The organism is Enterobacter cloacae complex sp. SYL001 (genome assembly GCF_049237025.1).
GTDB lineage: Bacteria > Pseudomonadota > Gammaproteobacteria > Enterobacterales > Enterobacteriaceae > Enterobacter > Enterobacter intestinihominis.
Genome location: NZ_JBMKJI010000023.1, coordinates 52625 through 77521, shown reverse-complemented (window position 1 = coordinate 77521; position 24897 = coordinate 52625). Strand labels below are relative to the sequence as shown.

Annotated in this window: 24 protein-coding genes; 6 read left to right on the top strand and 18 right to left on the bottom strand. The window is 58.2% G+C overall.

Annotated features, from left to right (window positions below; all coding sequences use genetic code 11):
• Positions 1 to 94: 94 nt before the first annotated feature.
• On the bottom strand, positions 95 to 1840 hold the full coding sequence (ggt, locus tag ACOTZP_RS18525; protein WP_271074507.1) for a gamma-glutamyltransferase: 1746 nt from the start codon (positions 1838 to 1840) through the stop codon (positions 95 to 97).
• 122 nt (positions 1841 to 1962) lie between these two features.
• Between ggt and ACOTZP_RS18520 the strand changes: the two genes are divergently transcribed.
• Positions 1963 to 2334 carry a DUF2756 family protein gene (locus ACOTZP_RS18520; protein ID WP_023298798.1) on the top strand — a complete coding sequence of 124 codons (372 nt, stop codon included), beginning with the start codon at positions 1963 to 1965 and terminating at the stop codon, positions 2332 to 2334.
• On the opposite strand, the gene ugpQ is transcribed toward ACOTZP_RS18520, so the two are convergent.
• The 10 genes from ugpQ to livK all read right to left on the bottom strand — a co-directional run bounded on the left by ugpQ (position 2324) and on the right by livK (position 12390).
• Positions 2324 to 3064: a glycerophosphodiester phosphodiesterase gene (ugpQ, locus tag ACOTZP_RS18515; RefSeq protein WP_038416862.1), complete on the bottom strand. Its 741-nt coding sequence runs from the start codon at positions 3062 to 3064 to the stop codon at positions 2324 to 2326. The two genes, ACOTZP_RS18520 and ugpQ, sit on opposite strands and share 11 nt — an antisense overlap.
• A complete protein-coding gene (locus tag ACOTZP_RS18510; protein WP_022649656.1) occupies positions 3061 to 4131 on the bottom strand; it encodes a sn-glycerol-3-phosphate import ATP-binding protein UgpC in 1071 nt (356 codons plus the stop codon). The genes ugpQ and ACOTZP_RS18510 overlap by 4 nt, the downstream gene beginning before the upstream one ends.
• Position 4132: 1 nt before the next feature.
• On the bottom strand, positions 4133 to 4978 hold the full coding sequence (gene ugpE / locus ACOTZP_RS18505) for a sn-glycerol-3-phosphate ABC transporter permease UgpE (RefSeq protein ID WP_022649657.1): 846 nt from the start codon (positions 4976 to 4978) through the stop codon (positions 4133 to 4135).
• Entirely contained in the window at positions 4975 to 5862 is an 888-nt protein-coding gene (ugpA, locus tag ACOTZP_RS18500) for a sn-glycerol-3-phosphate ABC transporter permease UgpA (protein ID WP_003861551.1), read from the bottom strand. Before ugpA ends, ugpE begins: the two co-directional genes overlap by 4 nt.
• Before the next feature lie 129 nt (positions 5863 to 5991).
• On the bottom strand, positions 5992 to 7308 hold the full coding sequence (gene ugpB, locus ACOTZP_RS18495) for a sn-glycerol-3-phosphate ABC transporter substrate-binding protein UgpB (RefSeq protein WP_022649659.1): 1317 nt from the start codon (positions 7306 to 7308) through the stop codon (positions 5992 to 5994).
• Between the two features lie 246 nt (positions 7309 to 7554).
• On the bottom strand, positions 7555 to 8268 hold the full coding sequence (livF, locus tag ACOTZP_RS18490) for a high-affinity branched-chain amino acid ABC transporter ATP-binding protein LivF (protein ID WP_023298801.1): 714 nt from the start codon (positions 8266 to 8268) through the stop codon (positions 7555 to 7557).
• Between the two features lies 1 nt (position 8269).
• Positions 8270 to 9037 carry a high-affinity branched-chain amino acid ABC transporter ATP-binding protein LivG gene (livG, locus tag ACOTZP_RS18485; RefSeq protein WP_063150758.1) on the bottom strand — a complete coding sequence of 256 codons (768 nt, stop codon included), beginning with the start codon at positions 9035 to 9037 and terminating at the stop codon, positions 8270 to 8272.
• Positions 9034 to 10311 carry a high-affinity branched-chain amino acid ABC transporter permease LivM gene (locus ACOTZP_RS18480; protein ID WP_006812275.1) on the bottom strand — a complete coding sequence of 426 codons (1278 nt, stop codon included), beginning with the start codon at positions 10309 to 10311 and terminating at the stop codon, positions 9034 to 9036. The genes livG and ACOTZP_RS18480 overlap by 4 nt, the downstream gene beginning before the upstream one ends.
• Positions 10308 to 11234, bottom strand: a complete 927-nt coding sequence (gene livH, locus ACOTZP_RS18475) for a high-affinity branched-chain amino acid ABC transporter permease LivH (RefSeq protein ID WP_022649662.1) — start codon at positions 11232 to 11234, stop codon at positions 10308 to 10310. Before livH ends, ACOTZP_RS18480 begins: the two co-directional genes overlap by 4 nt.
• Before the next feature lie 46 nt (positions 11235 to 11280).
• Entirely contained in the window at positions 11281 to 12390 is a 1110-nt protein-coding gene (gene livK, locus ACOTZP_RS18470) for a high-affinity branched-chain amino acid ABC transporter substrate-binding protein LivK (RefSeq protein WP_271074506.1), read from the bottom strand.
• Positions 12391 to 12814: 424 nt separating this feature from the next.
• Here livK and panM point away from each other — a divergent pair, with 424 nt between their 5' ends.
• Complete coding sequence (gene panM / locus ACOTZP_RS18465) at positions 12815 to 13198, top strand: aspartate 1-decarboxylase autocleavage activator PanM (protein WP_022649664.1); 384 nt, start codon at positions 12815 to 12817, stop codon at positions 13196 to 13198.
• Positions 13199 to 13398: 200 nt separating this feature from the next.
• Here the strand turns inward: panM and livJ are convergent, their stop codons facing one another.
• From livJ to ftsY, 6 genes are all read right to left on the bottom strand, one after another.
• Complete coding sequence (livJ, locus tag ACOTZP_RS18460; RefSeq protein ID WP_015571474.1) at positions 13399 to 14499, bottom strand: branched chain amino acid ABC transporter substrate-binding protein LivJ; 1101 nt, start codon at positions 14497 to 14499, stop codon at positions 13399 to 13401.
• A 197-nt stretch (positions 14500 to 14696) separates the two neighbouring features.
• Positions 14697 to 15962, bottom strand: coding sequence for a 4-aminobutyrate--2-oxoglutarate transaminase (locus tag ACOTZP_RS18455; RefSeq protein WP_046620679.1), 1266 nt, complete (start codon positions 15960 to 15962; stop codon positions 14697 to 14699).
• A 136-nt stretch (positions 15963 to 16098) separates the two neighbouring features.
• The gene (gene rpoH, locus ACOTZP_RS18450) at positions 16099 to 16956 is read right to left on the bottom strand and encodes an RNA polymerase sigma factor RpoH (RefSeq protein WP_000159624.1); all 858 of its coding nucleotides are present in this window, start codon (positions 16954 to 16956) and stop codon (positions 16099 to 16101) included.
• Between the two features lie 250 nt (positions 16957 to 17206).
• Entirely contained in the window at positions 17207 to 18262 is a 1056-nt protein-coding gene (gene ftsX / locus ACOTZP_RS18445; protein WP_421633764.1) for a permease-like cell division protein FtsX, read from the bottom strand.
• Positions 18255 to 18920 (bottom strand): cell division ATP-binding protein FtsE, encoded by a 666-nt coding sequence (gene ftsE, locus ACOTZP_RS18440; protein WP_006812284.1) that lies wholly within the window; start codon positions 18918 to 18920, stop codon positions 18255 to 18257. Before ftsE ends, ftsX begins: the two co-directional genes overlap by 8 nt.
• Positions 18921 to 18922: 2 nt before the next feature.
• Positions 18923 to 20383 carry a signal recognition particle-docking protein FtsY gene (gene ftsY, locus ACOTZP_RS18435; protein ID WP_023298805.1) on the bottom strand — a complete coding sequence of 487 codons (1461 nt, stop codon included), beginning with the start codon at positions 20381 to 20383 and terminating at the stop codon, positions 18923 to 18925.
• 126 nt (positions 20384 to 20509) lie between these two features.
• Here ftsY and rsmD point away from each other — a divergent pair, with 126 nt between their 5' ends.
• Positions 20510 to 21112 carry a 16S rRNA (guanine(966)-N(2))-methyltransferase gene (rsmD, locus tag ACOTZP_RS18430; RefSeq protein ID WP_063853835.1) on the top strand — a complete coding sequence of 201 codons (603 nt, stop codon included), beginning with the start codon at positions 20510 to 20512 and terminating at the stop codon, positions 21110 to 21112.
• A complete protein-coding gene (locus ACOTZP_RS18425; protein ID WP_022649670.1) occupies positions 21096 to 21377 on the top strand; it encodes a DUF1145 family protein in 282 nt (93 codons plus the stop codon). Before rsmD ends, ACOTZP_RS18425 begins: the two co-directional genes overlap by 17 nt.
• An 87-nt stretch (positions 21378 to 21464) precedes the next feature.
• On the opposite strand, the gene ACOTZP_RS18420 is transcribed toward ACOTZP_RS18425, so the two are convergent.
• Positions 21465 to 21824 (bottom strand): DUF2500 domain-containing protein, encoded by a 360-nt coding sequence (locus ACOTZP_RS18420; protein WP_271074504.1) that lies wholly within the window; start codon positions 21822 to 21824, stop codon positions 21465 to 21467.
• Positions 21825 to 21953: 129 nt separating this feature from the next.
• Between ACOTZP_RS18420 and ACOTZP_RS18415 the strand changes: the two genes are divergently transcribed.
• On the top strand, positions 21954 to 22580 hold the full coding sequence (locus tag ACOTZP_RS18415; protein ID WP_421633763.1) for a lysoplasmalogenase: 627 nt from the start codon (positions 21954 to 21956) through the stop codon (positions 22578 to 22580).
• A 76-nt stretch (positions 22581 to 22656) separates the two neighbouring features.
• On the top strand, positions 22657 to 24828 hold the full coding sequence (gene zntA, locus ACOTZP_RS18410; RefSeq protein ID WP_271074502.1) for a Zn(II)/Cd(II)/Pb(II) translocating P-type ATPase ZntA: 2172 nt from the start codon (positions 22657 to 22659) through the stop codon (positions 24826 to 24828).
• Positions 24829 to 24897 lie beyond the last annotated feature (69 nt).

Sequence of the window (24897 nt, the reverse complement as noted above, 5' to 3'; positions counted from 1 at the left end):
CACCCCGACCCTCTCCCCGAAGGGGCGAGGGAGAAAAGACCGCACCGTGCAATCCCCTCTCCCCTATGGGGAGAGGGTTAGGTGAGGGGAGCCCTCAATACCCCGCCGTTAAATCATCCACCGACCGTGGGTCCGACGCGCCAAACAGGGCACCGTCCGGCCCGACCATAATGCTCTGGGTGCTGCCCATCGCCTCCTTCACCGCCACCTTCTGCCCGCGCTGCTCAAGCAGCTTGAGGGTATCCGGGCTAAAGCCCTTCTCCACGCGCAACTCGTCCGGCAGCCACTGGTGATGGAAACGCGGCGCATTGGTCGCTTCGGCGACGTTCATCCCAAAGTCGATGCTGTTCACTACCATTTGCAACACGGTGGTGATAATCCGGCTCCCGCCCGGGCTGCCGGTCACCAGCCAGGTTTTGCCGTCTTTCACCACGATGGTGGGCGACATGGACGACAGCGGGCGCTTCTTCGGCCCGACCGCATTTGCATCGCCGCCGACCAGCCCGTAGACGTTCGGCACGCCCGGCTTGGCCGAGAAGTCATCCATCTCGTTGTTCAGCAAAATACCGCTACTGCCCGCCACAATCCCGGTGCCGAAGGTGGTGTTGAGCGTGTATGTCACCGCCACCGCGTTTCCGTCTTTGTCCACGACCGAGAAGTGGGTGGTCTGGTTACTTTCATACGGCGCCAGCTTGCCCGGGCGGATCTCGCTGGACGGTTTAGCCTTGTTGATGTCGATCTCATCGGCAATCGATTTGGCATAGGCTTTGTTGGTCAGCGCCTGCCACGGCACCTTCACGAAATCCGGATCGCCAAGATATTCCGAGCGGTCCGCGTAGGCGCGCTTTTCCGCCTCCGCCATCACCTGCATGGCATCGGCACTACCGAAGCCGAACTTGTGCATATCGAAGTTTTCCAGAATATTGAGGATCTGTACAATATGAATGCCCCCGGAGGACGGCGGCGGCATGGAGAAGACCTCGTAGCCGCGATAGGTGCCGCTAATCGGCTCGCGCACCACCGCCTTATATTCCGCCAGATCCGCTTTGGTGATCAGCCCGCCGTTCTTCTGCATCTCATCGGCAATCTGATCTGCAATCGGCCCCTTATAGAAGGCGTCCGGACCGTTTTCGGCAATCAGTTCGAGACTTTTTGCGAGGTTCTTCTGCACCAGCTTATCGCCCTTCTTCAGCGGCTCGCCGTCTTTCCAGAAGATAGCCTTGCTGTTTTCATGATTGGGAATAACTTCGCTGCCGTAGGTTTTGAGGTCGTCCGCCAGCGCGTCGTTGACGACGAAGCCGTCGCGCGCAAGCCTGATGGCAGGCTGCACCACTTTATTCAGCGGCAGCGTGCCGTATTTTTCCAGCGCCAGCGAGAACCCCGCAACGGTGCCCGGCGTGCCGGAGGCAAGGTGCGAGGTCAGGGATTTTTTACTGTCCGGATTGCCCTGATCGTCGAGGAACATATCGCGGGAGGCCTGATTCGGTGCCATCTCACGGAAGTCGATGGACGTAGTTTTACCGTCTTTCGTGCGCAGCATCATAAACCCGCCGCCGCCCAGGTTGCCTGCCTGTGGATGCGTCACCGCCAGCGCGTACCCGACCGCGACCGCCGCATCCACCGCGTTACCGCCCTGTTTAAGAATATCGACGCCCACCTGAGTTGCCAGCGCGTCAACCGAGGCCACCATGCCATGCGTCGCCCGCACGGGATGAAAAACATCCTCCTCCACGCCGTAAGAGACCGGAGGAGCGGCGGGCGGGTTGGCCGCCACGGTAAATGTGCCGCCTGCCATCAGCGCAGCGATGGCGACCCAGCGCAAAAAGGTTGGTTTCATCATTATTGTTCTCCAGGTGAAGGGGCCTATATTCCCCGCTTAAGCCTGGTTCACAACTCTTAAAAAATCATCGTTATGCCGGAATCAGGATAAACTTAAGAGAAGCCTCAAAGGAGGAGATAACCATGAAACGATTACCGATCCTGATCGCGCTGCTTCCGTTCGCCGCGCTCGCACAGCCGATAAACACGCTGAACAACCCAAACCAGCAGGGCTATGTCATTCCGAGCCAGCAGCGTATGCAGACGGAGATGATGAGCCAGCAACAGCAGCAGAAAGGGATGCTTAATCAGCAGTTAAAGACGCAGACCCAGGTGCAGCAGCAGCACCTGCAAAACCAGATGAACGCTAATACCCAGCGCGTGCAGCAGGGCCAGATGCGCGAGCAGCCGCTGTCAAACTCAAACGGTGGGATGTTAGGGGGCGGGGTGTCGCAAAGCAGCGGTCAGCAGCATATGCTGCCGACCCAGCAGAACGGCAGTATGCTTAATAAATAAAGTTCGGCCCGATCTGGTCAATCGCATCGGTACAGATGCTGTCCACGCCCCAGCGCAGCAGCTCGGCCGCACGCTGGGGTTTGTTGACGGTGTAGACCAGGATATGCAGACCGGCCTCTTTCAACAGCGTCACGCGCGCTTCATCAAGCAGCTTATGGTTGAGGTGGATCGACACGCAACCTAAGCGGGCAGTCAGCGCGCGCCAGTCTTCTCGCCACTCATCCAGCAGCAGCCCGCGCGGCAGCTCTGGTACGGCCGCCTGTGCCGCTTCCAGCGCGTCGATGTCAAACGACGACAGCAGCGGTACCGTCATCCCTTCCCACAGCTCACGCGCGGCCAGCGCGATGACTTTGCCCGTCAGCGGCCCGGTGCCGGTGGTCGGTTTGATTTCGATGTTGGCCATCATGCCGTGCTGGCGGCAGCGGTCCGCCACTTCCGCCAGCAGCGGCAGCGGTTCACCTTTGAATTCCCCGCTGAACCAGCTTCCGGCATCCACCTTCAGCAGATCGCGCCACGGCAGTTCGCCCGCCACGCCCCAGCCGTTGCTGGTGCGTTCAAGGTTGTCGTCATGCAGCAGGAAAATTTCGCCGTCCTTCGACAGCTTGGCATCGAACTCGATCATCGTGTGGCCGTAGCGCGCGCCAGCGTCAATTGCCGCCAGGGTGTTTTCCGGCGCCAGTTTACCGCCGCCACGGTGGGCGACAATGTGGGGGTAAGGCCAGTTGCTCATACTCGTTGTCCTGTTTCACCGTCAAATAAGTGCAGGTGATTTTCCGGCATATGCAGCCACAGCGTGCTGCCTGCCTTCGGGCGCTCCTGATGCGGCAGGCGCACCACCAGCTTTTGTTCGCCCCAGCGTCCGTGCGCCAGGTTGTCTGCGCCCAGCATCTCCAGCGTGTCCATCACCAGCGGCACGCCGCCGTCCGCCTGAGACGTCAAACCAATATGCTCCGGGCGGATACCGAGCGTCATCTTACGCCCGGCGTAGCCACGATAGTACCAGTTGATCGGCAACGCCATCCCGCTTTCCAGCTCAAAATGGGTTCCTGCAGCATTGATCCGCCCGTCCAGCAGGTTCATCGCCGGACTGCCGATAAAGCTCGCCACAAAACGGCTGGCCGGTTTTTCGTAGACTTCCACCGGGGTGCCAATCTGCTCGGCGATGCCTTTGTTCATCACCATCACGCGCTGGGCGAGAGTCATGGCCTCTACCTGATCGTGGGTCACGTAGAGGGACGTGGTTTTAAGGCGGCGATGCAGCTGCTGTAGCTCAAGGCGCATCTGCACGCGCAGCTTGGCGTCGAGGTTTGACAGCGGTTCGTCGAACAGAAAGACCGCCGGGTCGCGCACGATGGCGCGCCCCATCGCCACGCGCTGACGCTGGCCGCCGGAAAGCTCACGCGGGCGACGCTTGAGCAGGCCGTCAAGCTCCAGAATGCGCGCGGCTTCTTTCACGCGCTCCTCGATATGGCCTTTGCCCATGCCGCGAATTTTCAGCCCCCAGGCCATGTTCTCTTCCACGCTCATGTGCGGATAGAGGGCGTAGTTCTGGAACACCATCGCGATGCCGCGATCTTTGGGTTCCATCTCGGTAACGCGCTGGCGGTCAATCCAGATATCCCCGGACGTCACGCGTTCCAGCCCCGCCACCATGCGCAGCAGCGTGGATTTCCCACAGCCGGACGGACCGACCATGACGATAAATTCCCCGTCCGCCACGTCGAGCGTCAGCGGCTGAATGACCTGGGTTTTGCCGTCCCAGCTTTTGGTTACTGCCTGTAATTTTAAACCTGCCATCTTATTTCTCACTGTCCACTAAACCACGCACAAACGCACGCTGCATGGCTAAAACGATAACGACCGGGGGGATAAGGGTGAGCAGCATCGCCGCCATCACCTGGTTCCAGAGGGTGGTGCCTTCGCCGGTGGCGATCATGCCTTTGATGCCTGCCACGGCGGTGCCGAGGTTGACGTCCTGAACGATCAGCAGCGGCCACAGGTACTGGTTCCAGCCGTAGATAAAGGTGATCACAAACAGCGCCGCAAGGTTGGTTTTCGACAGCGGCAGCACGATGTCGCGGAAGAAGCGCATCGGCGAGGCGCCGTCAATACGCGCGGCTTCAATCAGTTCATCCGGCAGGGTCATAAAGAACTGGCGGAACAGGAAGGTGGCGGTCGCCGAAGCCATCAGCGGCAGGGTTAAGCCCGCGTAGCTGTCGAGCATCTTCAGGTTGGCGATCACCTCCACCGTCGGGAAGATACGCACCTCCACCGGCAGCATCAGAGTGATAAAAATCATCCAGAAAAACAGGTTACGCAGCGGAAAGCGGAACCAGACGATGGCGAAGGCCGAAAGCATCGACACCGTGATTTTGCCGATGGTGATGCCGAACGCCATGATGAAACTGTTGAGCATCATCAGCCAGAACGGCGCGCTGTTGGCCCCCACGCCCTGGGTCCAGATAGTTTTCATGTTCTCGAAAAGATGCCCGCCGGGGACGAGCGTCATCGGCGTGTCGAACACCGCTTTGGTGTCCAGCGTGGCGGCGACGAAGGCCACGTACAGTGGAAACAGGATGACGAGGATGCCCAGGATCAGCAGGGTATGGCTGAAAATCGTCAGCCCGCGACGGTTCTCAATCATTGGTAGCGCACCTTACTTTCGACATAGCGGAACTGCACCACCGTGAGGATGATGACGAGGAACATCAGCACCACGGACTGGGCGGCAGAGGCAGAGAGATCAAGCCCGGCAAAGCCTTCGCGGTAAATTTTATAAATCAGCGTGGTCGTCGCCTGTACCGGACCGCCCGCAGTGGCGGCGTCGATCACCGGGAAGGTGTCGAAGAAGGCGTACACCAGGTTTACCACCAGCAGGAAGAAACTCACCGGGGCGATCAGCGGCAGCGACAGCCGGAAGAAGCGGCGCACTGGCCCTGCACCGTCAATCGCGGCGGCCTCCACCAGCGAACGCGGGATAGACTGTAGCGCGGCGAAGAAAAACAGGAAGTTGTAGCTGATCTGCTTCCACACCGAGGCGAACACCACCAGGAACATGGCCTGACCGCTGTTCTGGGCGTGGTTCCAGTCATAGCCAAACTCGCCCAGGAAGTGGGTAATCAGCCCGCGCCCCGGGTTAAACAGGAAGATCCACAGCACGGCGGCCACGGCGGGAGCCACAGCGTAAGGCAGCAGCATCAGGGTCTGATACAGACGGCTGCCGCGCACTACGTAATCCACCAGCGCGGCGAAGAACAGCGACGCGACGAGACCGCTCACGGTGACCAGCGCGCTGAATTTGATCGTCGTCCAGAAGGAGTCCAGGTAGTAGCTGTCATGGAACAGCGCGGTAAAGTTGTCCAGCCCGACAAACTGGCTGGAAAGCCCGAACGGATCGACGCTTTGTACCGAGTACCACAGCGCTTCGCCCGCAGGCCAGATAAAGAAGATAACGGTGATGACCAGCTGCGGCGCGACCAGCAGGTACGGCAGCCAGCGGGAACGGAACACCGGACGGGATGATGACATAGGTTAGCTCAAGTAGGTTTTCGCCCCTCACCCCGGCCCTCTCCCCATAGGGGCGAGGGAGAAAAGACGGCTCCGTGCAGTCCCCTCTCCCCTATGGGGAGAGGGTTAGGGTGAGGGGTAAGGTTTTAATTACGATTTCGTCGACTGCTCAAAGCGGCGTAACAGTTGGTTGCCGCGCTCTACCGCTGAATCCAGCGCCTGCTGTGGCGTTTTCTTCCCGGTCCAGACGCTTTCCAGCTCTTCATCAACGATGGTGCGGATCTGCGGCATGTTGCCCAGACGCAGGCCTTTGGTGAACGGCAACGGCGGCTTGTTCAGCATCTGACGCGTCGCGATGTCAGCGCCCGGGTTCTTGCTGTAGAAGCCCTGCTCCCGGGTCAGGTCGTACGCGGCTTTGGTGATCGGCAGGTAGCCGGTCTTCTGGTGCCACTCGGCGGCGTTTTCCGGCTTCGCCAGGAAGTCGAGGAACTCGGCCACGCCTTTGTAGGTGCCGTTGTCTTTACCCTGCATCACCCACAGGCTCGCCCCGCCGATGATGGCGTTCTGCGGCGCGCCTTTTACATCAGCGTCGTACGGCATCATGCCCACGCCGTAGTTGAATTTGGCGTAGTGACGGATGTCCGCCAGCGAACCGGAAGACGCGGTAGTAATGGCGCAGTCACCGTTGTAGAACTTCTCGGTGGATTCGTCTTTGCGCCCGAAATAGCTGAAGTCGCCCTTCTTGTTCAGATCGGCCAGCAGCGCGATGTGCTTCACCTGCTCCGGCTTGTTAAATTCCAGAACCGCGTCGGTGCCATCGAAGCCGTTGTTTTTGGTGGCAACCGGCAGGCCGTGCCAGGCGCTGAAGTTTTCAATCTGGATCCAGCCCTGCCAGCCGCTGGCGTAGCCGCACTTCATCCCCGCCGCTTTCAGCTTCGCGGTGTACTCCGCCAGATCCTGCCAGGTTTTTGGCGGCTGTTCCGGATCTAAACCGGCTTTTTTGAAGGCATCTTTGTTGTAGTACAGCACCGGCGTGGAGCTGTTAAACGGTTGGGACAGCAGGTGGCCGGTTTTGGAATCGGTGTAGTAACCGGAGACGGTCGGCACAAACTGGGATTCGTCAAAGTTGATGCCCGCGTCTTTGAACACTTCATAGACCGGCTTGATGGCTTTGGAGGCCATCATGGTCGCGGTGCCGACTTCATAAACCTGTAACAGGGCTGGCGCATTGCCGGTACGGAAGGCGGCGATGCCCGCGCTCAGGCTCTGCTCGTAGTTGCCTTTGTACACCGGCACAATTTTGTAATCCGGGTGGGTGTCGTTGAAACGTTGCGCCAGGGAGTCAACCTCTTTACCCAACTCCCCTTCCATAGAATGCCAGAACGGAATGGTGGTCACAGCCATTGCGTTCGTCGCAAAAGCCAGACCGATTGCCAGACCCAAAGCTGTGTGTCGTAACGATGTCATTGTCATCTCTCTTATTATGCCGGATGCGCGATATCACGCGTTTTGTGCTCGCGAGGTAACATGACATGCTCGAATGACAGAAAAATAACTGTTTGTTTACAGATAGGTGACAGCCAGGCGTCAGAGGGATGATGGTTGTGTGAAGGGGTTAATATGAAAAAAAGCCGGGTGGCGGCTTCGCCTTACCCGGCCTACATGGTATCCGTAGGCCCGGTAAGCGCAGCGCCACCGGGCGATACAGACGGCTTAGCCGCCCAAATACGCGCTCCGCACCGCTTCGTTCGCCAGCAGCGCATCGCCGGTATCGGAGAGCACCACGCGGCCGTTCTCCAGCACGTAGCCACGGTCAGCGAGCTTCAGCGCCTGGTTGGCGTTCTGCTCGACGAGGAAGATGGTCATCCCCTCTTTGCGCAACTGCTCGATGGTGTCGAAAATCTGCTGAATGATGATAGGCGCCAGCCCGAGCGACGGTTCATCCAGCAGCAGCAGACGCGGCTGGCTCATCAGCGCGCGGCCAATCGCCAGCATCTGTTGCTCCCCGCCGGACATGGTGCCCGCGCGCTGAATTCGCCGCTCCCACAGGCGCGGGAAGAGTTCGTATACCCATTTGATGCGGGTCTGGTATTCATCCCGGTGGGCGAAGAAACCGCCCATCGCCAGGTTCTCTTCGACCGTCATGCGCGAGAACACGCGACGCCCTTCCGGGACGATCGCTACCGCTTCACGCATAATTTTAGCCGTCTGCCAGTCGGTAATATCTTTGCCGTCAAACACAATCCGCCCGCTGGTGGCGCGCGGATCGCCGCACAGGGTGCCGAGCAGCGTGGTTTTCCCCGCGCCGTTGGCGCCAATCAGAGTGACGATCTCGCCCTGATTGATATGCAGGCTGACGTCGTGCAGCGCCTGGATCTTGCCGTAGTGCGCATTGACCTTGTCGAACGTTAACATCGCTTTTTCCATCTTATGCCTCACCAAGGTATGCGCGGATCACGTCCGGGTTGCTGCGGATCTCTTCCGGCGTGCCGTTTGCCAGCGGCGTGCCCTGGTTAACCACGTAGATACGGTCCGAAATGCCCATCACCAGCTTCATGTCGTGCTCAATCAGCAGGATGGTGGTGTCGTGATGATCGCGAAGCTCGGCAATCAGCTCGTCCAGCTCTTTGGTCTCTTTCGGGTTAAGGCCCGCCGCCGGTTCGTCGAGCATCAGGATTTCCGGCTGCGTCACCATGCAGCGCACAATCTCCAGACGACGCTGATCGCCGTAGGCCAGGTTGCTCGCCTGACGGTTGGCGTGCTGGAGCAGGCCGATGCGGTCAAGCCAGGTGGCGGCGCGATCCAGCGCTTCCTCCTGCGTGCGGCGAAATGCCGGGGTTTTCAGCAGGCCGGAAAAGAGGCCGGTTTTGAGCTGCTGATGTTGCGCCACCAGCAGGTTCTCAATCACCGTCATCTCCCGGAACAGACGCACGTGCTGGAAGGTACGCACCACGCCCATGCGGGCAATCTGCTGGCCCGGTAGCCCTTCGAGGTGCTGGTCGCGCAGCATGATGGTGCCACCTGTCGGCTTGTAAAAACCGGTCAGGCAGTTGAAGACTGTGGTTTTCCCTGCGCCGTTCGGGCCAATCAGGGAGACAATCTCTTTCTTATGCAGATCCAGATTCACGTTGTTGACCGCCAGCAGGCCACCAAAACGCATCATCAGACCGTTAACGGATAATAATGGCTGACTCATGCCTGCTCTCCTTTCGCTTCCGCGCTCTTAAGCTTCAGCTGTGGACGCGTCATCGGCAGCAAGCCCTGCGGACGCCAGATCATCATCAGCACCATCAAGCCACCCAGCATCAGCATGCTGTATTCGTTAAAGTCGCGCATCAGCTCGCGCGAGACCACCAGCAGGATGGCCGCGAGGATCACGGCGAACTGGGAACCCATCCCGCCGAGCACCACAATCGCCAGCACGAAGGCCGATTCGGCAAAGGTGAACGATTCCGGGCTGACGAAGCCCTGACGCGCGGCAAACAGCGTTCCGGCGAAACCGGCAAACGCGGCGCTGATGGTAAACGCGGTCAGCTTGATACGGGTCGGATTCAGGCCCAGGGAACGGCAGGCGATCTCATCCTCACGCAGCGCTTCCCATGCGCGGCCCAGCGGCATGCGCAGCAGACGGTTGATCACAAACAGGGTAATCACCACCAGCAGCAGCGCCACCAGGTAGAGCCAGATCACGCGGTCGGACGGGTCGTATTTGATGCCAAAGAAGTTGCTGAAGGTATCCCAGCCGCCTTCGCGGGCGGTACGGCTGAACTCCAGGCCGAAGAAGGTCGGTTTCGGGATCTGGCTGATGCCGTTCGGACCGCCGGTCACTTCGGTATTGTTGAGCAGCAGGATACGGACGATTTCGCCGAAGCCTAAGGTCACAATCGCCAGGTAGTCACCGCGCAGGCGCAGCACCGGGAAGCCGAGCAGGAAGCCCGCGGCGGCAGAGACCAGCCCCGCCAGCGGCAAACAGGTCCAGAAGCCGAGGCCGTAATAATGGTTCAGCAGCGCGAAGGTGTACGCACCGATGGCGTAGAACCCGCCGTAGCCCAGCACCAGCAGGCCAGACAGCCCCACCACCACGTTCAGACCCAGCCCCAGAATCACGTAGATCATGGTCAGGGTGGCAATATCCACCGTCCCGCGCGATACCATAAACGGCCACGCCACGGCAGCCACCAGCAGCGCCACAAGGAACAACTTCTGCTTCACGGTTGTACCGTCGATCGCCGGCAGGACGAATTTCGGCCCGGAGACGTTCTTCAGCGTCTTCTGGAACAGCGGACGCAGCAGCTGGAACAGGAACACCACGCCAGTACCGATAAACACCCACTGCCAGCGGATATCGGGGGCGGTATCCACCACCAGCTTCGTGCCGTCCAGCCCTAACTGGACGCCCATAAAGACGCCCGCCAGGACGAAGAACATGGCGGCAGAAAGCAGCGCCATCGCAAAATGCATCGGTTTCATACTTTCTCTACCTCCGGACGGCCCAGAATACCGGTAGGCATCACCAGCAGAACCAGAATCAGCAGGGCAAACGACACCACATCTTTATATTCGGTGCTCAGGTACGCCGAGGAGAGCGCTTCGGCCACGCCCAAAATCAGGCCGCCAATCATCGCGCCCGGAATGCTGCCGATACCGCCCAGTACCGCGGCGGTGAAGGCTTTCATCCCGGCCATAAAGCCGATGTACGGGTTGATTACGCCGTAGAACTGGCCGAGCAACACGCCCGCCACCGCCGCCATCGCTGCACCGATCACGAAGGTCAGGGCAATCACGCGGTCGGTGTTGATCCCGAGCAAGCTCGCCATCTTCAGGTCTTCCGCGCAGGCGCGGCAGGCGCGTCCCATGCGGGAGTAGCGGATGAAAACGGTCAGGGCCAGCATCGCCAGGAAGGTCACAATCCAGATAACCAGCTGCATGGTGGTGACAGAGGCAGAGAAGTTTTCGCTGGCCCCCACAATCCACTGGCCGTTAAACAGGCTTGGCAGCGCCACGTCACGCGAACCTTCTGTCAGGCTGACGTAGTTTTGCAGGAAGATGGACATACCGATGGCGGAGATCAGCGCAATAAGGCGCTTGGAGCTGCGCACCGGCCGGTAGGCCACCCGTTCGATGCTCCAGCCGTAGGCGCTGGCAATCACAATCGCGCCGACAAACCCGGCGGCCACCAGCAACCAGCTGCTGTCGATGCCCATCATCATCAACGCGGCGATGATCATAAAGGAGACGTAGCTACCGATCATGTACACCTCGCCGTGGGCGAAGTTAATCATGCCGATAATGCCGTAAACCATCGTGTAGCCGATGGCGATCAGCGCGTAGGTGCTTCCCAGCGTGACGCCGTTAAACATCTGCTGCAAAAAGTAGAGAAACTGCTCGGACATATGCAAACCTTTTTATATCCGCCCGGTAAACCGGGCGGTGGGATTATTATTTGGCGACCGAGGACGAACCGTCGGCGTGCCACTTAAAGACACCAAATTCAAATCCCTTCAGATCGCCTTTCTCATCCCAGTTCAGCGGCCCAATCACGGTGTTCGCCCCGTGTGCTTTTAAATCTTTCACCAGATCCAGCGGCTCTTTGCTGCCGGTGCGATCCATGGCCGTGGCCAGCGACTGCACGGCCGCGTAGGTGATCCAGACGTATGGGCCACTCGGATCTTTCTTCTGTGCCTTGAGCGCATCCACGATAGCTTTATTCGCCGGATCCTGGTCATAGCGTTTTGGCATCGTCACCAGCATGCCTTCGGCAGAATCGCCCGCGATGTTCGACAGGGAGGCATTACCGACGCCCTCAGGCCCCATAAACTGGGTTTTCAGACCGGTGGCGCGCGCCTGGCGCAACATCTGCCCCATTTCCGGGTAGTAGCCGCCGTAGTAAACGAAGTCGATATTCTCTTTTTGCAGGCGGGCGATCAGCGCGGAGAAGTCTTTCTCACAGGCGGTAATGCCGTCGAAGAAGACGATATTCGCCCCGCCTTTTTTCAGGCCGTCCTGTACGGAGCGCGCCAGGCCTTCACCGTACTGCTGTTTGTCATGAATGATGGCAATGCGCTGTGGCTTAACGGTTTCGAGGATGTATTTGGCGGCGGTTGGCCCCTGCGAGGAGTCCAGACCGGCGGTACGCATAATGTGCTGGTAACCCCGCTGGGTCAGTTCCGGGTTGGTGGCGCCCGGGGTGATCATCAGGATGCCTTCGTCTTCGTAGATATCAGACGCAGGCTGCGTGGAGGAGGAACACAGGTGCCCGATGACGTACTGGATACCGTCGTTAACGATTTTGTTGGCGACCGCGACGGCCTGTTTTGGATCGCAGGCGTCGTCATACTCCACGCCCACCAGCTTGTCGCCTTTGATGCCGCCTTTAGCATTGATATCTTTGATGGCCTGACGCGCGCCGTTGAACTCCATATCGCCCCACTGGGCAACGGGGCCGGACATCGCACCCACTACCGCAACTTTAATGTCGTCTGCCATAGCGGCATGCGAGATCGACAGTGCGACCATCCCCGCGATTAACGTCTTCGCGTTCCTTTTCATCTCAGAATCCCCATTCGTGAAGTGATGTTTATATTTTGTTTTATTATGGTTAAAAAGCATTCTGTACTTTTAATGAACAACGCTATTTTTACCAGTGCCTTTAATGGTTTAGCGCAGGTTTTTAACAAAAACCAGACTAATATCTCTATTTTTCAGGCGATTAAGCAAAGATAATATTCTGAAATCAGACGGAGATAAACAAATAAAAGCGCAGTTTGCAGCATAAAATAACGGTACAAAGCGCCGAATAAATCACTACCATTCAGGTTAAAATTCTGCTTATTTTTCGATCCATGTGTTTTCAAACTGCCCATCGCGTTGCCAAAAAACTAATCACCTGGTAAATAGGAAGAAAAAGAGAAAGTGCCTGAGCAATTAAATTGAGTACACTGGCCGTACTCTTTTTGATTTGGACAAGCAGCTAATGAAACTGACTATCGTGCGTCTGGTGACCTTTAGCGACCAGGATCATATCGACCTGGGCAAGATCTGGCCGGAATATTCTTCTTCATCGCTGGCCGTCGATGAGAACCACCGCATCTATGCCGCGCGCTTTAACGAGCGCCTGCTGGCCGCCGTCCGCGTAACGCTGAGCGGCACGGAAGGGGCGCTGGACTCCCTGCGCGTGCGCGACGTGACCCGTCGTCGCGGGGTCGGGCAGTATTTGATTGAAGAGGTGATCCGCGAAAACCCGAGCGTGACCTCCTGGTGGATGGCCGACGTGGGCGTAGAGGATCGCGGCGTAATGGCGGCGTTTATGCAGGCGTTAGGGTTTACGGCGCAGGCGAACGGGTGGGAGAAGCGCTAAAAGAAAGCCGGGTGGCGGCTGCGCCTTACCCGGCCTACATTCATTATCTGCCGCATTTTCCCAGGCTGATTGTAGGCCCGGTAAGCGAAGCGCCACCGGGCAAAAGCGGGGCTCTGCGGCCTGATGCCCTCACCCCGACCCTCTCCCACGGGGAGAGGGAGAAAACATTAAAAAAGGCAACTTACGTTGCCTTTTTGCTTTTATTTGGCGTCTGTCGCCGTGCCGTTGGCATGCCAGTCAAACACGCCGAACTCGAAGCCCTTCAGGTCGCCCTTCTCATCCCAGGACAGCGGCCCCATCACGGTTTCCACCGAGTTCGCTTTCAGCCAGGTGGCAATCTCCGCCGGATCGGCTGACTGGTTCAGGCCCGCTTGCAGAGACTGCAACGCTGCGTAAGTGGTCCAGACGAACGCACCGCTTGGATCCTGTTTCTTCGCCTTGATGGCATCTACAACAGGTTTGTTCGCAGGCACCTGGTCGTAGTTTTTCGGTTTGGTCACCAGCAGCCCTTCAGCAGACTCACCCGCGATGTTAGACAGGGAAACGTTCGCCACGCCTTCTGGCCCCATGAACTGTGTCTTCAGACCCGCCGCACGCGCCTGACGCAGGATCTGCCCCATTTCCGGGTGGTAGCCGCCGTAATAAACGAAGTCGATATTCTCTTTCTTCAGACGCGCTACCAGAGTCGAGAAGTCTTTCTCACCGGCGGTGATACCGTCAAAGAACACCACGTTGGCATTCGCTTTTTTCAGGTTATCCTGCACCGCACGGGCCAGGCCTTCGCCGTACTGCTGTTTGTCATGAACAATCGCGATGCGCTGCGGCTTCACTTTTTCCACGATGTATTTCGCGGCGGTTGGCCCCTGATCCGAGTCCAGACCGGTGGTACGCAGGATCAGCTTATAGCCGCGCGCGGTCAGCTCTGGTGCCGTCGCAGCCGGCGTGATCATCAGAATGCCTTCGTCTTCGTAGATGTCAGACGCGGGCTGGGTGGAAGAGGAGCACAGGTGACCGATAACGTATTTGATCCCGTCATTTACCACTTTGTTCGCCACCGCGACCGCCTGTTTCGGGTCACAGGCATCGTCATATTTTACGATTTGCAGCTTTTCGCCCTTGATGCCGCCCTTAGCATTAATGTCTGCAACCGCCTGTTCCGCGCCCGTAAATTCCTGGTCGCCGTACTGTGCTACCGGACCGGACATCGCGCCCACCACGGCCACTTTAATATCGGCCTGCGCCATAGTGCTGAATGCCAACGCGATACATCCTGCCAGTAACGCTTTACCCTTCATGTTCATCCTGAGATTCCCCATTATTATGGTTATAACGATTGTTGTGATGTTGTTGTGTAGCGCTTTATTTCAATTATAGGCGTGCTGTTCGCGCTTTTTCAGCATACTCTGCTAAAACATACCCCATTTTTATGATTTTGGAATAGCTAATTTGAAATGAAAATATGATAAGCCCGACTGTCATTTCAGCCGGGCTTTTGGCTTTATCGTGTCAGCGAGGCGGAAATAATATCCAGCGCTTTACGGAACTGCGCTTCGGGGATGGTGAGCGGGTAGAGGAAGCGGATAACGTTGCCGTAGACGCCGCAACTCAAAAGCAGCAGCCCTTCGTTCAACGCGCGCTCCTGAACCTGACGGGTAAATTCCGGCGACGGCTGTCCGGTTTGCGGATCGGTAAATTCCACCGCCACCATCGAGCCCTGTCCACGGATATCGGCGATCCAGGGACAGCCATCCTTCGCTTTATTCAGCACCTCGACAAGATGATGGCCGAGATGAGACGCGCGCGTGCAGAGATCTTCCTCGTCAATCACGTCCAGCACCGCATGGGCCGCCGCAATCGCCAGCGGGTTACCCGCGTAGGTGCCGCCCAGTCCGCCCGGAGCGGGCGCGTCCATCACCTCTGCCCGGCCAGAGACGGCAGAGAGCGGCATTCCGCCCGCCAGGCTTTTCGCCATGGTGATCAGATCGGGCTTCACGCAGTGGTTTTCCATGGAGAATAGCTTGCCGGTACGGGCGAAGCCGGTTTGCACTTCGTCGGCGATCAGTAAAATCCCGTGGGTATCGCACAGGGCACGCAGCGCCTGCATAAAATCAGCGGGCGCGACGTTGAATCCGCCCTCGCCCTGAACCGGTTCAATAATGATTGCCGCCACCTGATCGGGCGCGATATCGGCTTTGAAGATGCGCTCCAGGCTTTTTAACGCTTCGGCGGTACTGACGCCGTGCAGGTTGTTGGGGAATTGCGCGTGGTACACCGAGCCGGGGAACGGGCCGAAGCCGAGCTTATAGGGCGCCACTTTGCCGGTCAGCGCCATGGTCATAAAGGTACGGCCGTGGAACGCGCCGCCGAAGGTGATAAGGCCGGGACGTCTGGTGTACGCCCGGGCAATTTTCACCGCATTTTCGACCGCTTCTGCACCCGTTGAGAAAAAGGCGGTTTTGGCTGGCCCCTCTATGGGTACGCGCTGGTTGATGCGCTCGGCAAGCGCCACATAACCTTCATAGGGGACGATCTGGTAAGCGGTATGGGTAAAGGCATGAAGCTGTTTTTCGATGGCGGCGATAACTTTAGGATGGCGATGCCCGGTATTCAGCACGGCGATCCCGGCGGCAAAATCAATATACTCGTTACCTTCTACGTCCCACACCGTGGCGTTTTCGGCTTTATCGGCATAGAAGTTACACATGACGCCGATACCGCGCGGCGTCGCCTGTAAACGCCGGTTGTTCAGTTCGTTATTTTTCACCCTGTCACCCTCTGAATGTCGCCTGCTTAGCGCATCAGTAAGTGTTTGCCAGGGGGAAGAAATTCGCCAGAGCGGGCGCTAAAAAAACAAAACCCCCAGACTCTCATCCAGGGGTTCTCGGTGTACTTCGCGGAAATTACGCTTCGATAGCGGCGCGAAGTTTTTTCATGGCGTTCTTCTCAAGCTGACGCACACGTTCAGCGGAGACGCCGTAGCGGTCGGCCAGTTCCTGCAACGTGGACTTGTTATCTTCGTCCAGCCAGCGGGCACGGATGATATCCTGGCTACGCTCGTCGAGGCCTTCCATCGCGAAGGTCAGCTTGTTTGCCGCCTGGTCTTCCCAGTTATCCTCTTCAATGCCGTCAGCAAAGTTAGAGGTTTTATCCTGCAGATACAGGACCGGGGCCATCGGCTGGCTGTCGGAGGCATCGTCGTCGGCAGACATATCAAACGTCATGTCCTGCGCGGCCATACGGGATTCCATCTCGCGGACGTCTTTGCTGGAAACGCCCAGCTCGCGCGCCACCATTTCCACTTCATCCTGGTTGAACCAGCCCAGACGCTGCTTGGTTTTACGCAGGTTGAAGAACAGTTTGCGCTGCGCTTTCGTCGTAGCGACTTTCACAATACGCCAGTTACGCAAAACGTATTCGTGAATTTCCGCTTTGATCCAGTGCACGGCGAAGGAGACGAGTCGCACACCCACTTCCGGGTTGAAGCGACGTACCGCCTTCATCAGGCCAATGTTACCTTCCTGAATCAGGTCCGCCTGCGGCAGGCCGTAGCCCGCATAATTACGAGCAACGTGAACAACAAAGCGCAGGTGAGACAGGATCAGCGTTTTAGCTGCTTCCAGATCGCCCTGGTAATGCAGCTTTTCAGCAAGCTCCTTTTCTTCCTCAGCCGTTAACATCGGCCAGGTGTTCGCAGCCCGGATGTAAGATTCCAGGTTACCAACAGGGGCTAAAGCTAAAGTTTGCATTTCTTTGGTCATTCATTCCTCTCAATGTTTCTTCTGGTCCAGGTTGTCCCCGTCAGGCAACAACCATGCCAAAGCGTTTGAGCAACGAGATTAGCATTCACTCTTTTATCAGACAGTGATTTTATCCACAAGTTCCAGGTGCAACAGTGAATAAATTACGCACAAAATGTGACATGAAGATGATTACAGGGGAAGAGACAACAGGGACGCTTTCCCTGCAAGCGAACATCTCGGTGCAGGGAAAGATTATATCACGCTTTTATTAGTCGGGAGTAAAGTGGCGTAAATGTTGAACCGTTGCCAGCCATGCCGCCACCCAGCCGATCATGGAGCAGACCAGCAGCAACAGCAGGCACTCATCGAACCCTAAGCCACTGATATCAAACTTCGTTCCGAAAACCTGCGCCACCTCGGTGACGGCAGACGACAGCCGCATCACCAAAATTTCTGACAAAATCAATGAAAGAAATGCACCAGAAAAACCTAATAACGCGCCGCCATAGAGGAACGGGCGGAGGATGAAACCATCCGTTGCGCCAATCAGTTTCTGCACGTTGATGGTATCGCGACGGGCGAAGATGCTCAGGCGCACGCTGTTACCGATGACGAGGAACACCGCCGCCACCATCAGCACGCCGATCATCGCCGATACGCGCCCCACCAGCCCGGTCAGGGCGGCAAGACGGGCAAACCAGCTGTCGTCCATGCGCACTTCATCAATCCCATTGATGCGGGTAATGCGGTCGCGCAGGGTGTTGAGCGAATCGGTGCCCTGGAAATCGAGCTTCGGGATCACCACCGCCACGGCGGGCAGCGGGTTCTCTTCCAGCATATCCAGCGCGCCGCCGAACCCGGACCAGTTGCGGAATTCGCCCAGCGCTTCATCGCGGGAAAGATAGTTCACCTTCTCCACGCCCTGCTCGGCCTGAATCTGCCCCACTACCTGAGCCGCCGCGTTATCGTCGAGGGCTTTATCCAGATAAACGGTAATCTGCGGCGACGGATAGTACTGGGACGCCGCCTGGTTCACGTTTTTGTAAACCATGTAGCAGACGCTCGGCAGCGTCAGGGAGATGGCAATCAACATCACCGTCAGGAACGTCGCCAGCGGTTTGCTTTTTAGATCCTGCAACGCGCCCTGGAAGGCGTAGCGCACCTGTTCGTTGAAGACGTTGGTTTTACGGGAGTTCGGTTTCGGTGTCGCTTTGGCACGCTTAGGCGCATGGCGATTGCCGTCCCCGCTGCCCTGAGGCTTGCGGAAACGGTCAAACCGGTTGCTGAACTGCCGAATCTGGTTCATTGCATCACGCTTATTCACCGTGGCCTCCGTGCAAATGCCCGTCGCTCAGGGTCAGCATGCGGTACGAACGGCGTGAGATAAGCCCCATGTCGTGCGTCGCCATCAGTACCGTGACCCCCACGCGGTTAAATTCCTCAAACAGACGCAGGATCCCTTCAGAGAGGGCATCGTCCAGGTTACCGGTCGGTTCATCCGCCAGCAAGACGGCAGGCTTGTTCACCACCGCACGGGCGATGCCCACGCGCTGCTGCTCACCGCCGGAGAGCTGGATCGGGAAGTTCTTCGCTTTGTCCAGCAGCCCGACCTTATCCAGCGCCGCCGAAACGCGACGGCGGATATCATCGTAACTGGCGCCGGCAATAATCAGCGGGATCGCGACGTTATCGAAAACCGTGCGATCCATCAGCAGGTGGTGATCCTGGAAAATCATGCCAATCTGACGACGCAGGAACGGCACTTCACGGTTCTTAAGACGGCTAATTTCATGGCCGCTGAACCAGATTTTCCCGGCACTTGGCCGCTCGATCCCACAGATCAGCTTGAGCAGGGTACTTTTCCCCGCGCCGGAATGGCCGGTCAGGAATGCCATCTCGCCTGGCTGGAGGTGGAATGTTACCCCCTGCAGCGCTTGTCTCCCGCCGAGATAGGCCTTGCTGACGTGTTCAAAGCGAATCATTGTTAGTCCTCTCGGGCAAATAGTGCCTCAATAAAGTCGTCCGCTTTAAACGGACGTAAATCCTCAATACGCTCGCCCACACCGATATAACGGATAGGAATGCCGAACTGGTCGGCCACGGAGAAGATCACCCCGCCTTTCGCGGTGCCGTCCAGCTTGGTCAGCGTGATCCCGGTCAGTCCTACCGCTTCATTGAACAGCTTCGCCTGGCTGATGGCGTTCTGTCCGGTGCTGGCGTCGATAGTCAGCATAATTTCATGCGGTGCATCTTCGTCCAGCTTCTTCATGACGCGAACGATTTTCTTCAGCTCTTCCATCAGGTGCGATTTGTTCTGCAAACGCCCTGCGGTATCTGCAATCAGCACGTCCACATTACGCGACTTCGCCGCCTGGATGGCATCGAAAATCACGGACGCGGAATCCGCGCCGGTGTGCTGGGCAATGACCGGAATATTGTTGCGCTGGCCCCACACCTGGAGCTGTTCCACCGCTGCCGCACGGAAGGTATCGCCCGCCGCCAGCATCACCGATTTGCCCTGCTGCTCAAACTGGCGCGCCAGCTTGCCGATGGTGGTGGTTTTACCCACGCCGTTGACGCCAACCATCAGAATAACAAAGGGCATTTTGCCTTCAATATTAAGCGGTTCGTCAACTTTTGCGAGAATTTCACCCATCTCGTCTTTCAGCAGGCCGTACAGCGCCTCGGCGTCACGCAGCTGTTTGCGGTTCGCCCCTTCGGTCAGGTTGGCGATGATTTTCCGGGTGGTTTCCACGCCCACGTCCGCAATCAGCAGTTGCTCTTCCAGCTCCTCAAACAGATCGTCGTCGATCTTCTTGCCGCGGAACAGACTGATAAATCCGGATCCTAAGTTTTCTTTGGTTTTGAGCAGGCTGCGCTTCAGGCGCGCGAAGAAACCTTCTTTGGTCGGTTTTTCCTGCTCCTGAACGATCTCTTCTTCGGCCTGCTCTTCCACCGGCACGACGATGACCGCTTCTTCAGCCGCTTCCGCCGCCAGCGCCTGGGCCTCCAGCTCTTCGTCGGTCAGCTCTGGCTCAAGGGCCGCTTCTTCTTCCACCGCCTCAACAATTTCAACGGTTTCCGCTTCGGCCTGCCACTCTTCGGCAGAAACTTCTTCAGCTTTCACCTCTTCCGGCAGCGGCAGCGCTTCGTGTTCGATAGCGGCCTGCGGCGCTTCGGTAAGGGTTTCAACGATAACCGGCTCTGGTTTTTCGCTCTCCTGAACCTGTTCGGTAACCTCAACCACCTCTTCGGCAAAGGATTCAATCTCTTCTTTGCTGTGGGCTGGCTCTTCCGCTTCGACAACCGCAGCGGTTTCGACAGGCGTTTCAGGCTGTGACTGCTCTTCTACAACCTGCTGTTCTTCGGTTTTCTGTTCTGTTTCTTGCTCTTTTTCACCGAAACCCAACCAGGAAAAGAAGCCACGTTTTTTTTGTTTTGCCATCTGCGACTACACTCCTCGCGGCGCTATATACAGGGAAGCTAAAAAAATGATGAAATAGTCTAACACTTTACTTAATTGACATCACCGCCCGCAATCGCAGGGCATTGTTAACAGAGCTTTCCTGAGATGAAGAAACCCACCCGCGCCCCGGCCGGTCAAATTCGCATTATCGGCGGTCAGTGGCGAGGCCGGAAATTACCGGTGCCGGACAGCCCCGGTTTACGCCCTACCACGGACCGCGTTCGCGAGACGCTGTTTAACTGGCTCGCCCCGTCAATGGTAGACGCCCATTGCCTGGACTGCTTCGCCGGAAGCGGTGCATTAGGGCTGGAAGCGCTGTCGCGCTATGCTGCGAGCGCCACGTTGCTGGAGATGGAGCGCGGCGTCGCGCAGACGTTGCAGCAAAATTTGGCTACGCTGAAAGCAACCAACGCCAAAGTGGTGAATACCAACACGCTGAGCTTCCTCGCGCAACAGGGGACGCCGTTCAACGTGGTGTTTGTTGACCCGCCGTTCCGTAAAGGGCTGCTGGAAGAGACACTATCCCTGCTGGAGCAAAATGGCTGGTTGGCGGACGACGCGCTGATTTACGTTGAAAGCGAAGTGGAAAATGGTCTGCCGCCCGTTCCCGTTCACTGGGATCTGCACCGCGAGAAGGTCGCCGGCCAGGTGGCTTATCGTCTGTATCACCGTCAGGCACAAGGAGGATCCGATGCCAGTACTGATTAACGTAGGGCGCTTGCTGATGCTGGGCGTCTGGGCATTTTTGATTTTGAATCTGGTGCACCCGTTCCCGCGTCCGCTGAATATCTTCATTAACGTGGCGCTGATTTTCACCGCGTTCATGCATGCCTTGCAGATGGTGATGCTGAAAAACGGACTGCCGAAAGATAGCCCACCGATGACCGGCTGGCAGCAGCTACGGGTGTTTATTTTCGGCGTATTTGAGCTGCTGGTGTGGATGAAGAAGTTTAAGGCGCAGGTGAAGAAGTAACCCCCTCACCCTAACCCTCTCCCCGAAGGGGAGAGGAGACGCTTACACCCTCTCCCCTTCGGGGAGAGGGCCGGGGTGAGGGGAAAATTACTGCTCCGGTTCAAACCCTTCAAACCGCGACCCTTTGTAGCTCAGCGTGCCTTTCTCCCCCACCGTCAGCTGATGGTACTGCTGCGCCTCCAGGCGGAAGGTCATCTCCAGCCCGCCGGTTTCCGGCTTAAAGCTCGCTTCATAGCGCATCGTTGTGCCCGCAGGCGTCACCTGCTGCTGGCGGGAGCGGCGGTCGTTAAGCGGCTTCTCACGCTTGTTCGTCACCACCACGCGCTTTTGCATCAGCGGCGCGGCGTCATTGTCGGCCTTCTCACGGCGCTGCTGCACGAAGCGAAACGAGGCGGCAATGACGATAATCGCCACCACGATAATGAAAAACAGCGGCATCTTGCTCATTGAAAAATCCCATCAGATTATGCGGAATTCAGGATACCTCGCCTGCCCCGGCATTGCCAAACGACCGCTCGCGTCACTACACTGGATCAGGAACTGATCATTCAGCCTCAACAGTTACAGGGAGTTAATATGCTTTGGTCATTTATCGCTGTCTGTTTTTCCGCATGGCTTTACGTCGATGCGTCTTACCGTGGCCCAGCCTGGCAGCGCTGGTTGTTTAAACCCGTCACGCTATTGCTCCTGCTGTTGCTTGCCTGGCAGGCACCGATGTTTAACGCCATCAGCTATCTTGTCCTCGCGGGGCTGTGTGCGTCCCTGATTGGCGATGCCTTAACCCTGCTGCCGCGCCAGCGTCTGCTGTACGCCGTGGGGGCATTCTTCCTGTCGCATCTGCTCTATACCATCTACTTTGCCAGCCAGATGATGCTCTCCATCTTCTGGCCGCTGCCGCTGGTGCTGCTGGTGATTGGCGCCCTGCTGATCGCGGTGATCTGGTCGCGTCTGGAAGAGATGCGTCTGCCGGTGTGTACGTTTATCGCCATGACGCTGGTGATGGTGTGGCTGGCGGGCGAGCTGTGGTTCTTCCGTCCGACAGCGCCTGCGATATCCGCGTTCTTCGGTGCCGCACTGTTGCTGTTGGGTAACATCGTCTGGCTGGGCAGCCACTATCGCCGCCGCTTCCGTGCGGATAATGCGATTTCTGCCGCCTGTTACTTTGCCGGACACTTCCTGATTGTGCGTTCACTGTATATCTAAATAACGCTTGACTCTGGAGTCGACTCCAGAGTGTATGCTGCGGTTAATGAGAAAATTATCATTACCGGAGACTGCCATGTCGACTCCAGAAATACCTAAAAAAGTTCCCCAATTCTCGGCACTTAAGCTCAGCCCGGTTCCGCCAAAAGAGGACTGCTGCTGCGAGGGCGCATGCGAAACGCAAACTCAAACGCTGCCTGAAAGCGGCAATCACTACAGCTGGGTCGTCAACGGCATGGACTGCGCGGCCTGCGCCCGCAAAGTGGAAAACGCGGTGAAGCAGGTGCCGGGCGTGAGCCACGTTCAGGTGCTGTTCGCTACCGAAAAGCTGCTGGTCAGCGCCGAAAACGACGTCAGCAGACAGGTTGAGGCCGCCGTCAGCAAAGCGGGTTATACCCTGCGCAGCGAAACGGCGCCCGCAGAAAAAACGTCCCCGCTAAAAGAAAACCTGCCCCTTATCACCCTCATCATCATGATGGCCCTGAGCTGGGGGCTGGAGCAGATCAACCACCCGTTCGGCAACCTGGCGTTTATCGCCACCACGCTGGTTGGCCTGTTCCCGATTGCCCGTCAGGCGCTGCGTCTGATGAGAAGCGGCAGCTGGTTTGCCATCGAAACGCTGATGAGCGTGGCGGCTATCGGGGCGCTGTTTATTGGCGCGACGGCGGAAGCGGCGATGGTGCTGCTGCTGTTCTTAATTGGCGAACGCCTTGAGGGCTGGGCGGCGAGCCGGGCGCGTAAAGGGGTGAGCGCGCTGATGGCGCTAAAGCCGGAAACCGCCACGCGGGTTATTGATGGTCAGCGTGAAACGGTCGCCATCAACACCCTGCGCCCGGGTGACGTGATTGAAGTGCCCGCAGGCGGACGTCTGCCAGCCGATGGGGCCCTCGTTACCGCCACCGCAAGTTTTGACGAAAGTGCCCTGACCGGGGAATCCATCCCGGTAGCGCGCGCGGCGGGTGAAAAGGTGCCTGCGGGCGCCACCAGCGTCGACCGACTGGTGCAGTTGACGGTCCTTTCCGAACCGGGCGACAGCGCCATCGACCGCATCCTCAGGCTGATTGAAGAGGCCGAGGAGCGCCGCGCGCCAGTAGAACGCTTTATCGATCGCTTCAGCCGGATTTATACCCCCGCCATCATGCTGGTGGCGCTGCTGGTCACCGTCGTCCCGCCGCTGTTCTTCGGCGCACCGTGGGAGGGCTGGATTTACAAAGGGCTGACGCTGCTGCTGATCGGCTGTCCGTGTGCGCTGGTGATCTCCACCCCGGCGGCGATTACCTCCGGGCTGGCGGCGGCGGCACGTCGCGGGGCGCTGATTAAGGGCGGCGCGGCGCTGGAACAGCTGAGCCAGGTCCAGCACATCGCCTTCGATAAAACCGGCACGCTGACCGTCGGCAGGCCGCAGGTGACCGGCGTGTATCCGCAGGACATCAGTGAAGACGCCCTGCTGACGCTGGCCGCTGCCGTGGAGCAGGGTTCCACCCACCCTCTGGCGCAGGCGATTGTACGTGAAGCGAAGGGCCGCGGGCTGAACATCCCTCCGGCAACGGCCCAGCGAGCGCTGGTCGGGTCAGGGATTGAAGCTGTGGTCGAAGGCAAAAAAGTGCTGATCGCCGCGGCGGACGCGCGCTCTACTCCACAGGTTGAGGCGCTGGAGCAGGCCGGTCAGACGGTCGTTACCGTGATGCAGGACGGTGTGCCGATGGGCATGCTGGCGCTGCGCGACACCCTGCGTGACGATGCGAAAGAGGCCGTCGACGCACTGCACAAGCTGGGAGTACAGGGCGTGATCCTGACCGGCGATAATCCGCGCGCGGCGGCGGCGATTGCAGGCGAGCTGGGGCTGGAATTTAAGGCCGGATTGTTGCCTGCGGATAAAGTCAGCGCGGTAACCGGGCTGAACAGCAACGCCCCGCTGGCGATGGTCGGGGACGGAATAAACGACGCCCCGGCAATGAAAGCTTCCACCATCGGCATTGCGATGGGCAGCGGCACCGACGTGGCACTGGAGACCGCCGACGCGGCGCTGACGCACAACCGCCTGACCGGGCTGGCGCAGATGATAGAACTTGCGCGGGCAACACGCGCCAATATTCGGCAGAACATCGCCATTGCGCTGGGTCTGAAGGGGATTTTCCTGGTCACCACGCTGCTCGGCATGACCGGACTGTGGCTGGCGGTACTGGCGGATACGGGGGCGACGGTGCTGGTTACGGCGAACGCGTTGCGGTTGTTGCGTCAAAGGTAAAAGTGAAACGGCAACCGGGTTGCCGTTTCTCGTGTTTGCCCCCTCTCCCCGCGGGAGAGGGCCGGGGTG